Origin of the sequence: Siccirubricoccus sp. G192 (genome assembly GCF_019084075.1) — a bacterium.
Lineage (GTDB): Bacteria > Pseudomonadota > Alphaproteobacteria > Acetobacterales > Acetobacteraceae > G192.
Map to the genome: position 1 here is coordinate 1,907,307 of NZ_JAHREN010000001.1, position 13,167 is coordinate 1,920,473.

The following is a 13,167-nucleotide window of genomic DNA, read 5'->3' on the forward strand; positions in this document are numbered from 1 at the left end:
CTGCTGGTCCGCCGCGCATCCAGCCGCCACACCAACCCTGGCTGCGCGGCGGAAGGGGGGCAAAGCCCCCCCTGCACCCCCCATGGCGCGTCACAGCGCAGCCCACGGAAACAGCCAGCGGTTCAGCGCCTTGAACAGCACATCCGTCGCCAGGCCGATCAGCCCGATCACCACGATGCCGAAGATCATCTGCCCGGTATCCAGCAGCCGTTGGCTGTCCATGATCATGTGGCCGATGCCGCTGCTGGCGCCGATCAGTTCGGCCACGATCACATAGGTCCAGGCCCAGCCGAGCACCAGGCGCAGCGTCTCGGCGATCTGCGGCGCCGCGGCGGGGATGATGACGCGGCGCAGGATGCCGGTGCTGCGGGAGCCGAGCGTATAGGCCGCCTCCACCAGGTCCGGCCGGGTCGCGCCGGCCACCAGCGCCACCATGATGACCACCTGGAAGAAGCTGCCGATGAAGATCACCGCGAGCTTCTGCGCCTCCCCCACCCCCGCCCAGAGGATCAGCAGCGGGATGAAGGCGCTGGCCGGCAGGTAGCGGGCGAAGGAGATGAAGGGCTCGAAGAAGGCCTCGACCCCCTTGAAGGCGCCCATCATCAGGCCGAGCGGCACGCCGAGCGCGGCGGCGATGGCGAAGCCGCCGAAGACCCGCCAGACGGTCACCGCGATATCGCCGGCGAAGCCGTATTCCGTCAGCAGCGACCAGCCGGCCAGCAGGGTCTTGCTGGGCGAGGCCAGGAACAGCGGCGGCACCAGGCCGGACCAGGTCATCAGGCCCCAGAAGGCGATGAACACGCCGAAGAACCCGGTGCCGAGCACCAGGCGGGCGCCGGGGGAAACCGGCTTCAGCGGTTGCATGGCAGGGCGGTGGAGGGAGGCTGCATGGCGCCTTCCTAGAGCGGATCGCCGCAGGGCGGAACCGCCCGGAGGCGTGAATCTGCGCTGCAAACAACAGGCTACAGCGGCGTGCCGAACCACTGATTCGGCACGCCGCTGTAGCGTCGCCGGGCGCCCCGGCAAAGCGCCGAGGCCGCGCCGCTCAGCGCCGCATATGCTCCAGCGCCCGCCGCAGCGGTTCGTCCGATACCGCGAGGAGGCCGCGGAAGGGCCGGTCCAGCTCGATGATGAGGAACATGGCGGCGGCGATGGAGGCGGTGCAGAGCAGCAGGGTGACGACCACGGTGCGGTTCGGCGGCGCATTGTAGCCGAAGCTCGCGAAGATCAGGGTCAGCCAGCCCACCAGGATGGCGAGGAAGGGGGCCGAGAGGGTGGCGCCGGAGCCCTCGATGATGGTCCAGCGCTGCTGCTCCACGCCGCGGAGGCGGCGGAGGGCCCCCCGCTTCAGCGCCCGCTGCGCCTCCTCCGCCGCGGGCAGCGCCAGCACCGCCCGCTCGACCTCGTTCAGCAATTCGCCGGTGGCGTGGTTCTCCAGCCGGATCGGCGCGCCGCCCTGGGGCCAGGTATCCTCCCGCGTGGCCTCAGCATAGCGGCGCAGCAGGGCGCGCGCCTCCGCCGCCGGCGGCCCGTAGAGGTGCAGCGCGCGGTCCAGCAGCACCACCTCGGAAGCCAGGCGGCGCACGCTGCCATCCATCGCGTCGAAGGAGGCCTTCACCGAGCCCGTCAGGATGCCGAGCAGCAGCGAGGTCATCACCACGATCATGCCGACCGCCAGCCGGACGATATCCTCGGTCCGCTGGTCCCGCTGCCGCTCGGGCAGGCGCGGATGCAGGGTGAGCGCCGCCATCGCCGCCCCGAAGAGCAGGGCGAAGATGCCGAGGCCGAGGGCGGCGCCGCTCACCCAGGGGGGCCTTCAGCCCAGGAAGCGCGTGTCCAGCAGCTTCGACAGGTCGACATCCTGGCGCACCACCCCGCTCTCCCGCTGCACGGCAAGCGCCTTGCGCTGGAACTCGGGCAGGCCATTCGCCACGTAGTCGCGGTTCTTCGCCTGGTCGAGCCATTCGATGTATTGCGCGCTGTCGCGGAAGGCGGGGCCGGCCATGTTCACCCGGCGGCCCATGATCCCATAGGCCCGGTCCGGCTCGCTGCCGATCAGGGCGATGGCGTCGAACCAGGATTTCACCACCCGCCGCACCGCCTCGCCATTGCGCTCGATGAAGGCGGGCTGGAAGGCCAGGGTGTCCACGATGCAGGGGTAGTCCAGGGTGGTCGCCAGGATCCTCCCCTTGTCGGCGCCCATGGCACGGACCTGCGAGAGATAGGGTTCATAGGTGGCGCAGGCATCGAACTGGCCGGCGACGAAGGCCTGGGCCGCGGGCTGCGGCGCGAGCGCCGCGGTCTGCACGTCGCGGACCGACATGCCGTTCTCGCGCAGCATGTAGGCCAGCATGAAATAGGGCGAGGTGCCTGGCCCATCCACCGCCACGGTCTTGCCCTTGAGCCCGGCCCAGCCGCCGATCGCCGGCCGCACCGCCACGCCGTCGCCGCCATGCGAGCGGTCCAGCACCAGCACCTGCACCAGCGGGATGGTGCTGGCCCAGAGGATCATGGTGTCCACCGTGGTCACCACGCAGTTCAGGGCGCCGGAGGCGAGCGCCAGGTTGCGCTCCCGCTGGGGGACGAATTTGGTTTCCACCTCCACGCCATTGGCGCGGAACAGCCCGGCATTCTCGGCCAGGCTCAGCGGCGCGAAGCCGGTCCAGCCGGACATGCCGATGGTGATCTTCGGCAGCGCCTGGGCCCGCAGCACGGCGGGGGCGGCGAGCAGGCCGGCGGTGCCGGCCACGAAGCTGCGGCGAAGCATGATGTTCCTGTCTCCCTGCCGGATCCCGGCAGACCCTATCGGACCGCCCCGGCAGCGCAAGGATTTCCTGCGCCGCAACGAAATGGCGGTTCAGCCGCATTCCCCGGATGAAGCGCCGATGCGGCGGTCCGGTGGACCCGGCTGTCGTGCCGCTCCTTTGCGGCCAATGCCGTCCGGCGGCAGCTGCACGCGCTCGCCTGCAACCTCGGCACCTTTCCCCTTGGGCGGAGCTACCGTGTGGCCGTTATCACATGGGCCCTGATCCGGCCGATGACCGGCCCGGAGCCGTAGCGCGCGGCGATCGCGGCGGCCGCGACCCTGGTCGCCGCGGCCAGGGCCTCCGCACCCTGGGCCTCGATCTCGTTCCGCATCGGCGTGCCCTGGCAGTATCCGACGGCCACCGAGAGCGCGCTTGGCGACCTGCTTTCCCGCGCAAGGGTCTCGACACGCGTCGACCCGAACCCAGCGGTCCGGAGTTGCGCCTCCAAAGCCGCGGCATCGTGGTGGCCATGCGGCGTGCGCGCCAGGAACATCGGCGGATCCTGCGGGAACAGCGTCGCGACCGCCGCCACCACAGCATCGGCGAACTCATTCTCCTCGATGCGGTCCCAGACGCTGAGCAGGAAACGCCCACCTGGCTTCAGGACGCGGAATGCCTCGGCGAAAGCCCGGGGCTTGTCCGGGAAGAACATCACCCCGAACTGGCACGCCACGGCGTCGAACATGCCATCGGGGAACGGCAGCATCTGGGCGTCCGCTTGCTGCCAGGTCACCCTCTCGGAGGAGAGCTGGCTCGCCGCATGGTCGAGCATCGGTTGATTGAGGTCGGTCGCAACTATGGAAACATCCTGGGGCAGGGCGGAGACCAGAGCGCGCGTGGCCACGCCAGTGCCAGCGGCGGTTTCGAGGACGCGGCCGTGCTCCAGGCCCGCCAGTCTCGCCGCCAGATCATCCGCGTAGGGCGAGAAGATCATCGGCCCAAGGTATTGATCATACAAGGCGGGGACTGATCCCCGGAAGACCCGATCGGTTTCCACGTCAACGGCCTCCTCGCTTCGCGCCCTGCTCCGCCGCAAGCCCACCGCCGGCACGAAGTATGACGCCTGCCGAAGTCCAGTGCGAATGTCCGGTGAGGGGCCGGTGCCGCCGATCCGCAAGCCCGAGCGTCCGCTTCGACGGCGGCTGCCCTGCCTGCGACACAAGCCAGGGACACCGGCATTCTCACCGGACCGAGCCCGACCGACCGGACCAGGCGGGGCACCGAGGGCCACGCCGCGTTGGATGGGGACGGCGTGCCGGCCGCCGGCGCCGCCATGGCGGCCAAGGTCAACGACGCGCTCGTCGTCGGGCGCCTGTTCCTGGCCGCCTTCGGTCATGGCCCGCATCCGCACGGTGTTCGCCGACAAGGGAGACGACGCCGTCTGGCCGGCTTGCGGGGGTGGCGATGGCCGAAGCGCATGGTGCCGGGGGCTATCCGGATTCAGATGTCCGGGTTCAGGGTGGCGCTGCTGCCGAAGGGGCGGCTGTCCGGCAGGTCATCGGCGCTGCGGGTGGTGTCCTTGTCGGCCGCCGCCTCGCCCGGAGCCCCCTCGCAACAGGCCTTGATGCTGCCGAGGGTGCGCTCCATCGCCACCCGCATGGCGTGGTCGACATTGCCGTGATGCGCCTGCATCCGCCGCGCCACCTCGGGCCCCGGCGTCAGGTGCAATTGGAGATGCACCTCGCTGCGGTCCCTGGGGCCGTGCTCCACCCGCAGCGCGCCGCGGTAGCCGGGCGGGTCGTCGGCGCCCCATTCCATCCGGCGCGTCTCGGCATCCATGCGCAGCCAGCCTTCGGCGCGCCAGCCCCGGCCATCGGCCTCGCCCTCCATCACCACCCGGTCCTGGGCCTGGCCTTCCTGACGGACGTGGCGGACGCTGGGCAGGTAGCGCGGCATGTTGCGGATATCCGCGAGGGAGGCGAAGACCTCCTGCGCCGGTCGGCCGATCTCGATGCGGCCGGTATAGTCGCCCATGGCTGCGCCCCTCCGATTGTGACCGGAGGGGAAACGCCGGGGGCGGCGGCGCGGTTCGCCTGCGGGACTCAGCCCCGCGACAGGTAGAGGTAGCCGAGCCGGTTGCCGAGCTGGGCCAGGCAGGCTTCGGGCGACAGCCTGCCGGTCAGGCCGGCGGGCTCGATCAGCGCCAGGCTGAAGCCCTGCCGCGCGAAATCCTGCAGATAGGCCAGCGGACCCGGCGAGGCCGCGATGCCGCCAGCCATGAACTCCACCACCAGCGTCACCTGGGGCGAACGGGCGAGCAGCGCGGCGGCGCCCTGGATGGCCTCGGGCTCGGCGCCCTCGACATCGATCTTGAGCACGTCGACCGAGGACTGGTCGGCCAGCAGCAGGTCAAGCGGTGCGGCGCGCACCCGCACCCGATGCGTCTCCCACTGTCCCGGTCCGCCGGCGCCGATCGCGCCGCCGCCCGAATATTCATGCACGAAGGCGAATTCCAGCTCCGCCTCGCGCGAATAGACCGCGACGTCGAAGACCGTGGCGCGGTCGTCGAAGCCATTGATCGAGACCGATTTCCGCAGCTTGCGGCAGATGTCCGGATTGGCCTCGAAGGAGAAGACCCGGCCCTGCGGCCCCACCCAATGGGAGCCGAGCAGCGTGTAGTAGCCGAAATTGGCGCCGACATCGGCGAAGCGCATGCCCGGCTTCACCGTCTCCCGCAGCACCGCCTCGATCCAGGGCTCCCAGCGCCCCTCCAGCATGAGGTGGGAGCAGATGCCGACATCGCGGGTGTCCACATAGACGCGGTGCCCAGTATAGAGCCGCGTCAACGCTTCATGGTCGCCGAGATAGATGGTCTGGCCATTCTTGAGGCTCTGCACCTCCTGAGTCAGGACTGCCACCTGGGCCTGCAATGCCGCGATATGCTTTCCAAGCGGCTGGAGAATGCTGAGCAAGGAACCGGGCGTATCGGACATCGTGAATCTCTGCACAGGAGCGAGTATGGTCGGACACTAGAGCCCTCGGCCTGTGCGAACAACCATTGATGGAGCCACGCGCCCTTGTTTCGCGCGAAAGGCCGCAGTGCCTCGGGCGTGGTACCCTGCCGTGCCGGCCTGCATGGAATTCCGGAGCCGCCCGCGGCCGCATCGTCTAAGGAAGCCGCGTAGCCCGACGGTGTCACGAGGCGTCCGTGGGGCCTTTCAGGTCATTCGCCGGGGCAATCGAGAAGGCGCTTACCGCCACGCTGCGCATCGGAAGCTCGGGCGCTTCGGGCGGTGCAATCGCACGCTGCCCGACAATTTCGATCTCAGCGAAGCCGGCACGGTCCCGGAGCAGATTCTCAGGCACCGTGAAGGCGAGCCTGACGCCGCTCTCGCTTCCGGAACAGAGTGTTTCAAGACGCTTCCCGTTCCCGAATACTTCTATATCCTGGGCTGCGAAACCTGCCGTGCCGATAATCTTCATGCCAAGCCGGCAGGGCCGGCAATGCGGCGAATGCGCGAGCAGCCGCGCCGAACGGCCATCAGTCCACCAGTAGTTGGCATCGGACATCCCGTCCGCCGCAGGCATCCAGCGTTGCGGCTGCCAGCCATCCACAAAGGCCAATTCCAGTTCGGCGCTCCGGGCGAGGACAAAGGGACGCGGCGTGCCGAACCGGGTTCCACGCAGCAGCAGATTCTCCACTCGATGCAGGCGGCTGTCGCGCCGATAGCCTTCCATCTTCTGCTGCGCCATGCGGTACAGGGCGAGGTCGCCGGAAAACTGCGCCAGGAACTCCTCCTGCATCAGCAGGGCGCGGCAATCTTCGTGCTCGGCCTTTCCAGTCTGCGAGACATTCTCCCGAGCCAGGGGAAACAAGGGCAGTGCCAGCCTCTCGGATAGCAGATGGAGGGATTCTCCGAGCCGGTCGGTGATGCCAACAAAATCGAAGCGTTCGTCGAGGATCGCCCGAACGGCCGCTAGCCGCCTGTCGTCCGTGAGGTTGGAGGGCTCCGGCGGAATGGCGAAGGCATTGGCCAATGTGCGCGCCTGCCGGTCGGGCAGGTAGTCGGGAATGCGCCGCATGAACTCGTCGATCCGGAGTGTCTTCGCTGCCTCGTGGTGAGGCAGTTCCGGATCCTGCCGGGCATAGAGATAATGCGAGACAAGAAGGCTGACCGGCTCGCGGATGAAGGTGATTATCCGCATCCGGTCCAGTGGCAGTTCGTTCACGAGATTCCAGCCAACGTGGCCATGGATATATTGCAGCCCGTCCAACAGTTCGCGGGCGCGTTCAAGATCGTGACCTTCAATTGTCAGCTGCGGCGGAGGCGGAAACACGGACTCGACCGGAAGGAAGGAGAGAAAATAGGAATTTACGGTGTTGCCGCCGGTCTTTTCAATGTGCAGGAAGAACACTGGGCGATCCATCCCGCCCGCCTGAATCCGCATCGTTCTTCCTGCGCCATATCTTTGCGCCGCTGTCAGAAGCTTGCGCGCCGCACATCGTCTAGAAAGGCGATCAGGATGCGGCTGTCAATCGAGGGTTGGAGCGATGGGGGCCACAAGAACCAGGCACCGGCATCCTGAGGCGCCGGCCCACCTCTCAGCCATCATTAACCCGTGAGCGCCGCGAACCGCCGCGCTTCGCCTTTTTCGGCTCATAGCCGCCGCCGCCCGGCCCCATCGGCTTCGGCTTCCAATCCTGGCGGGCACGCGGCACCGCATCCTGCAGGGAGCGCCCGGCGAGGTTGGGTTCCAGCCCGAGTTCCAGGCTTTCCAGCCGCTTGATCTCGTCGCGCAGCCGGGCCGCCTCCTCGAATTCCAGGTCGGCGGCGGCGGCGCGCATGCGCTTCTCCAGCTCCGCGACGGTGGCGCGGAGATCCTTGCCCACGAATTCCGCGGCGGTGTCGCCCGGCACCGCTTCCACCGTGACGTAGTCCTGCTCGTAGACGCTTTGCAGCACATCCGCGATCTGCCGCTTGATGGTGGTGGGCGTGATGCCATGCGCGGTGTTCCAGGCCACCTGGCGGGCGCGGCGGCGGTCGGTCTCCTCGATGGCGCGGCGCATGCTGTCGGTCATGCGGTCGGCATAGAGGATGACGCGGCCCTCGGCATTGCGGGCCGCCCTGCCGATGGTCTGGATCAGCGCGGTGGTGGAGCGCAGGAAGCCCTCCTTATCGGCATCCAGGATCGCCACCAGCCGGCATTCCGGGATGTCGAGCCCCTCGCGCAGCAGGTTGATGCCGACCAGCACGTCGAAGACGCCCTTGCGCAGGTCGCGGATGATCTCGATGCGTTCCAGCGTGTCCACGTCCGAATGCAGGTAGCGCACGCGGATGCCGGCCTCGGTCATGTATTCCGTGAGGTCCTCGGCCATGCGCTTGGTGAGCGTCGTCACCAGCACGCGGCCGCCGGCCTGCATCGCCTCGCGGCATTCGGCCAGCAGGTCGTCCACCTGGCCCTCGATCGGGCGGATCTCGGTCTCGGGGTCGATGAGGCCGGTCGGGCGGATCACCTGCTCGGCGAAGACGCCGCCGGTGCGCTCCATCTCCCAGGGCCCGGGGGTGGCGCTGACGAAGACGGTTTCCGGCCGGTAGGCTTCCCATTCCTCGAATTTCAGCGGCCGGTTGTCGGTGCAGGAGGGCAGGCGGAAGCCGAACTCGTTCAGCACGGTCTTGCGCGCATAGTCGCCGCGATACATGCCGCCGATCTGCGGCACGGTGACGTGGCTCTCATCCACGATCAGCAGGGCATTCTCGGGCAGGTATTCAAAGAGGGTCGGCGGCGGCTCGCCGGGGTTCCGGCCGGTCAAATAGCGGCTGTAATTCTCGATGCCCTTGCAGCTTCCCGTGGTCTCCAGCATCTCGATGTCGAAGGTGGTGCGCTGGCCGAGGCGCTGCGCCTCCAGCAGCTTGCCCTCGGCCTCCAATTGCAGCAGCCGCTCCTGCAACTCCGCCTTGATCTGCCGGATCGCCTGCTGGAGCGTGGGGCGCGGCGTGACGTAGTGGCTATTGGCATAGACGTTCACGCGTTCCAGCTCGGCGGTGATCTCGCCGGTTAGCGGGTCGAATTCGCGGATGCCCTCCACCTCGTCGCCGAACAGGCTGATGCGCCAGGCGCGGTCCTCCATGTGGGAGGGCCAGATATCCACCGTCTCGCCGCGGATGCGGAAGGTGCCGCGGGCGAAGAAGCTGTCGTTGCGGCGGTATTGCTGCTCGACCAGCCCCTTCACCAGCACGTCGCGGTCGATCCGCCCGCCGCGCTCCAGCTTCACCACCATGCGCGAATAGGTCTCGACCGAGCCGATGCCGTAGATGCAGGACACCGAGGCCACGATGATGACGTCGTTCCGCTCCAGCAGGGACTGCGTGGCCGAGTGGCGCATGCGGTCGATCTGCTCGTTGATCTGCGCGTCCTTCTCTATGTAGGTGTCGGTGCGCGGCACATAGGCTTCCGGCTGGTAGTAGTCGTAGTAGGAGACGAAGTATTCCACCGCGTTCTCGGGGAAGAAGCTCTTCATCTCGCCGTATAATTGCGCCGCCAGGGTCTTGTTCGGCGCCAGGATCAGGGTCGGCCGCTGCACCGCCTCGATCACCTTGGCCATGGTGAAGGTCTTGCCCGAGCCGGTGACGCCGAGCAGCACCTGGTCGCGCTCCCGCCCCTCCAGCCCCTCCAGCAGGGTGCGGATGGCCTGGGGCTGGTCGCCATTCGGCTCGAAGGGCGAGACGACCTGGAGCCGGCGCTCCGGCGGCGGCGCCGGGCGCTTGGGCGGGAAGAACAGGACGGGGGCGAGGTGGTTCATCGTGGCCCTATCTGGGGTTCCGGACCGCTGCCGTCGAGCGCTGGCGGGCGCAGGGCGGCCATGCTGACATGCCGCGGAGAGGAATGGAGGATCTGCCATGGCATGGCATCGCCGCAACCTGCTGGTGGGGGTGGCCGGGGGGCTGGCGCGTCCGGCCCTGGCCCAGCCCGCGGGGCGGCCGATCCGGCTGATCGTGGCCTTCGCGCCCGGCGGCGCCACCGATGTCGCCGCCCGGCTGCTGGCCGAGCGGTTGGCGGAGGGGCTCGGCCAGCCCGTGGTGGTGGAGAACCGCGCCGGCGCCGCCGGCATCATCGGCACCGAGGCCGCGGCCCGCAGCCCGGCCGATGGCCTGACCCTGCTGATGGGCACCATCAGCACCCAGCGATGAATGTGCCGCTCTATGGCAGGCGGCTCAGCTACGACCCGGTGCAGGATTTTGCCCCGGTCTCCCGCGTCGCCACCGGGCCGAACCTGCTGGTGGTGCATCCCTCCGTGCCGGCCCGCAGCGTGGCGGCGCTGGTGGCGCTGGCCAGGGCGAGGCCGGGCGGGCTGGCCTATGGCTCCGGCGGCAACGGCACCTCGACCCATCTGGCGGCGGAGATGTTCAAGGCCATGGCCGGGGTGGACCTGCTGCATGTGCCCTTCCGCAGCACGGCGCCGGCGGCGACCGCGCTCGCCGCCGGCCAGGTGCAGGTGATGTTCGACACCATCATCTCCGCCCTGCCCCTGGTGCGGGAGGGGCAGGTGCGCGCCCTGGCGGTCACGGCCTCGGCGCGCCTGCCCGCCCTGCCGGAACTGCCGGCGGTGGCGGAGACGCTGCCCGGCTTCGAGATGGGCATCTGGGTCGGGCTCTTCGCCCCTGCCGGCACGCCCGCGGCGGCGATCGCCCGGATCGACGCCGCCACCCGGGCCGCCCTGGCCATGCCCGGCCTGCAGGCCCGGCTGGAGGGGATCGGCGCGCAGCCCTTCCCGGCCGCCGGGCCGGAGGAATTCGCCGCCTTCCTCCAGGCCGAGATCGCGCGCTGGACCCAGGTGGTCCAGGCCGCCCGGATCACCGCGGATTAGGCTGCTGCCACCCGCCCGCTACCGCCGGCGGCCGCTGTTGAGCAGGCTGGCCACCACCCAGGTCGCGGCGACCGCGATGCCGATGGCCACCAGTGGCCGCGCCCTGGTCGCGGAACGGAGCTGGTCGGCCACGTCATAGGCGATGTCGCGGCCATGCGTGGCATAGCTGCCGGCCACGCGGGCGGCATCCTGCGCCGCCGGGGCGACGTTCCGCTCGACCACATCCTCAAGCTGCGACCAGAGCCGGCGCAGCTCCCCGCGCGCATCGCCGCCGCGCTCCCGCACGGTTTCGGCGGCACGGCTGCCGTAATCCTCCGCGGTGTCGCGAACCTCATGGGCCCGCCGGCCAAGGCTGGAGAGAAACCCGTCCGCCATTGGAAAATGCTCCCTGATCTGATTGCAGGGCACCAACGTCCGCCCGGCGCCAGGGTTCGCGGCCCCGGCCTTGGCAGGTCGCGCCAAAGCGCCCAAGGACGCGCTGCACCGCCGCCCGGGGGAGACGCCGCGTGACCAGGATTCCACCTGTCGAGCCCGATTTCTCCGGTGAGCCGGGCGCCGCGCGGAGCGTCGCCGTGATCGGCGGCGGGCCGGCCGGGCTGATGGCGGCCGAGGTGCTCGCCAGGGGCGGCGCCAACGTCACCCTGCTGGACCGGATGCCCTCGCTCGGCCGCAAGCTGCTGATCGCCGGGCGCGGCGGGCTGAACCTGACGCATGGCGAGGCGCTGCCGGCCTTCCTCGCCCGCTATGGCGAGGCGGCGCCGCATCTGACCCCGGCCATTGCCACCTTCCCGCCCGCGGCGCTGGTCGCCTGGTGCGAGGGGCTGGGGCAGGAAACCTTCACCGGCAGCAGCGGAAGGGTCTTTCCGCGAGCGCTGAAGGCCTCGCCGCTGCTGCGCACTTGGCTGGCGCGGCTGGCGGGGCTGGGCGTCGCGATCCGCACGCGGCATCGCTGGCTGGGCTGGGACGCGGCAGGCGGGCTGGCCTTCGCCACGCCGGAGGCGACCGGGACGCTTGCATCTCGCGGACCGATTCACGCCTTCGGGCGAAGCCCTCCGGCGACCGGACCGCTCAGCCTGCGCCCGGCGGCCACGGTGCTGGCGCTGGGCGGCGCCTCCTGGCCGCGGCTCGGCTCGGACGGGGCCTGGACGGCGCTGCTGCCGGGGGTGGCGATCGCGCCGCTGCGCCCGGCCAATTGCGGCTTCACCATCGCCTGGTCGGAGGTCTTCCGCCGCCGCTTCGAGGGCCAGCCGCTCAAGCGCATCGCGCTCGGCTTCGGCGGCAGGGTGGTGCGGGGCGAGGCGGTGGTCACCGCCACCGGCATCGAGGGCGGCGCGGTCTATGCCCTGTCCGCCGCCTTGCGGGAGGCGATCGCGGCCGGCGGGCCGGTGGTGGCCAGCCTCGACCTTCGCCCGGATCTCAGCGCCGCGGCGCTGGCCGCGCGGCTGGATGGGCCGCGCGGCGGGCAATCCCTGGCCAACCACCTGCGCCGCGCCGGGCTGCCGCCCATCGCCATCGGCCTGGTGCAGGAGGCCCTGCATGCCGGGGAGACGGCGCCGCTCTCCCGCCTGGTGAAGGCGATGCCGCTGCGGCTGCTGGCGCCGCAGCCCATCGCGCGGGCGATTTCCTCGGCAGGCGGCGTCGCATGGGCAGAGCTGGATGCGCGCTTCATGCTGCGCGCCCGGCCGGGCATCTTCCTGGCCGGGGAAATGCTTGACTGGGAGGCGCCGACCGGCGGCTACCTGCTGCAGGCCTGCTTCAGTACCGGCGCGGCGGCGGGGCGGGGGGTGCTGGATTGGCTGAGCGGGCGATAGGGCGGATCGCGGACGGAGATGAACCTCCGGGAGTGCGCCACGGCGGCAGGTCCTCACGGCCCGCCACGCCCGGGCGATAGCGCAGGCCGCGCTATTGCTTCGGGAGGCCGGCCCCCGCGTCGAGCGCATCATCGACGCGGACGAGAAGGGTGGCGGAGATCCGCAGGATGGACCGATTGCGGCCGGTGCGCCGGCTGAGCACCGCGAAGCGCGTGCCGAAGCGGGCCTTCAGTTCAGCGACCGCGGCCTCGACAGCAGCGAAGTCGGCACCCTCCAGGGAGAGTTGCACACCGCGGGCACCACCGAGTGGCAGTTGCGGATGCGGCATTGCGGGCGCGGCTGGCGGTGCCAGTTCAAGCTGCGCCGGCTTCTTCTTCCTGGAGGGCATGGCATTCCAATGGCAGGGGCGCAGTGGTCCACCGCGGCCTCGCCCGCGGCAGGTCCGATCATGGCGGCGGCGCTCTCTCGCATGGTTCCGCTGCCGGGGCACGCGCAGAATTCGACATCGCTCCTGCGGCTGCAATTATCCACATCGGCGTGCGTAAGTCTGGGGATGACCCTCTCGATAACGCTGCGCATCCCTTGCTGCGCAAGCGCCCATGACCAGGTTCGCAGGCCGTTCTCCTGACGGCCCGGAGCGGAGAAGGATTGCCGGTGGACAGATGCCGCCGCACCACAATCAGGGGCCGATGCCGCATATTCTGCGCGGCGGCCCGTTGACACGCGCTTGGTGGATTGCCCG

The 13,167-nt window shown here is 69.8% G+C and carries 13 protein-coding genes; 3 read left to right on the top strand and 10 right to left on the bottom strand.

Going from position 1 to position 13,167, the window contains the following annotated elements:
• Positions 1 to 90 precede the first annotated feature (90 nt).
• The 8 genes from KSF81_RS09050 to uvrB all read right to left on the bottom strand — a co-directional run bounded on the left by KSF81_RS09050 (position 91) and on the right by uvrB (position 9,549).
• Positions 91 to 864 carry an ABC transporter permease gene (locus KSF81_RS09050; RefSeq protein ID WP_217378693.1) on the bottom strand — a complete coding sequence of 258 codons (774 nt, stop codon included), beginning with the start codon at positions 862 to 864 and terminating at the stop codon, positions 91 to 93.
• A gap of 181 nt (positions 865 to 1,045) precedes the next feature.
• Complete coding sequence (locus tag KSF81_RS09055; RefSeq protein ID WP_217378694.1) at positions 1,046 to 1,804, bottom strand: hypothetical protein; 759 nt, start codon at positions 1,802 to 1,804, stop codon at positions 1,046 to 1,048.
• A 12-nt stretch (positions 1,805 to 1,816) separates the two neighbouring features.
• Entirely contained in the window at positions 1,817 to 2,767 is a 951-nt protein-coding gene (locus KSF81_RS09060; RefSeq protein ID WP_217378695.1) for an ABC transporter substrate-binding protein, read from the bottom strand.
• A 230-nt stretch (positions 2,768 to 2,997) separates the two neighbouring features.
• A complete protein-coding gene (locus KSF81_RS09070; protein WP_254453430.1) occupies positions 2,998 to 3,741 on the bottom strand; it encodes a class I SAM-dependent methyltransferase in 744 nt (247 codons plus the stop codon).
• Positions 3,742 to 4,247: 506 nt separating this feature from the next.
• The gene (locus KSF81_RS09075) at positions 4,248 to 4,781 is read right to left on the bottom strand and encodes an SRPBCC family protein (protein WP_217378697.1); all 534 of its coding nucleotides are present in this window, start codon (positions 4,779 to 4,781) and stop codon (positions 4,248 to 4,250) included.
• A gap of 68 nt (positions 4,782 to 4,849) precedes the next feature.
• Positions 4,850 to 5,665: an FkbM family methyltransferase gene (locus tag KSF81_RS09080; protein WP_217378698.1), complete on the bottom strand. Its 816-nt coding sequence runs from the start codon at positions 5,663 to 5,665 to the stop codon at positions 4,850 to 4,852.
• A 277-nt stretch (positions 5,666 to 5,942) separates the two neighbouring features.
• Positions 5,943 to 7,196 (bottom strand): hypothetical protein, encoded by a 1,254-nt coding sequence (locus tag KSF81_RS09085; protein ID WP_217378699.1) that lies wholly within the window; start codon positions 7,194 to 7,196, stop codon positions 5,943 to 5,945.
• Between the two features lie 154 nt (positions 7,197 to 7,350).
• Positions 7,351 to 9,549, bottom strand: coding sequence for an excinuclease ABC subunit UvrB (uvrB, locus tag KSF81_RS09090; RefSeq protein ID WP_217378700.1), 2,199 nt, complete (start codon positions 9,547 to 9,549; stop codon positions 7,351 to 7,353).
• Between the two features lie 97 nt (positions 9,550 to 9,646).
• Here uvrB and KSF81_RS29340 point away from each other — a divergent pair, with 97 nt between their 5' ends.
• Together KSF81_RS29340 and KSF81_RS09095 are read left to right on the top strand one after the other, a co-directional pair.
• Positions 9,647 to 9,937, top strand: a complete 291-nt coding sequence (locus tag KSF81_RS29340) for a tripartite tricarboxylate transporter substrate binding protein (protein WP_254453431.1) — start codon at positions 9,647 to 9,649, stop codon at positions 9,935 to 9,937.
• The gene (locus KSF81_RS09095) at positions 9,934 to 10,614 is read left to right on the top strand and encodes a tripartite tricarboxylate transporter substrate-binding protein (protein ID WP_254453432.1); all 681 of its coding nucleotides are present in this window, start codon (positions 9,934 to 9,936) and stop codon (positions 10,612 to 10,614) included. The genes KSF81_RS29340 and KSF81_RS09095 overlap by 4 nt, the downstream gene beginning before the upstream one ends.
• A gap of 18 nt (positions 10,615 to 10,632) precedes the next feature.
• Here the strand turns inward: KSF81_RS09095 and KSF81_RS09100 are convergent, their stop codons facing one another.
• On the bottom strand, positions 10,633 to 10,989 hold the full coding sequence (locus tag KSF81_RS09100; protein ID WP_217378701.1) for a hypothetical protein: 357 nt from the start codon (positions 10,987 to 10,989) through the stop codon (positions 10,633 to 10,635).
• 140 nt (positions 10,990 to 11,129) lie between these two features.
• Here KSF81_RS09100 and KSF81_RS09105 point away from each other — a divergent pair, with 140 nt between their 5' ends.
• Positions 11,130 to 12,425 carry a TIGR03862 family flavoprotein gene (locus tag KSF81_RS09105; RefSeq protein ID WP_309139711.1) on the top strand — a complete coding sequence of 432 codons (1,296 nt, stop codon included), beginning with the start codon at positions 11,130 to 11,132 and terminating at the stop codon, positions 12,423 to 12,425.
• Between the two features lie 91 nt (positions 12,426 to 12,516).
• Here KSF81_RS09105 and KSF81_RS09110 read toward each other — a convergent pair whose 3' ends face one another.
• Complete coding sequence (locus KSF81_RS09110; RefSeq protein WP_217378702.1) at positions 12,517 to 12,813, bottom strand: hypothetical protein; 297 nt, start codon at positions 12,811 to 12,813, stop codon at positions 12,517 to 12,519.
• Positions 12,814 to 13,167 lie beyond the last annotated feature (354 nt).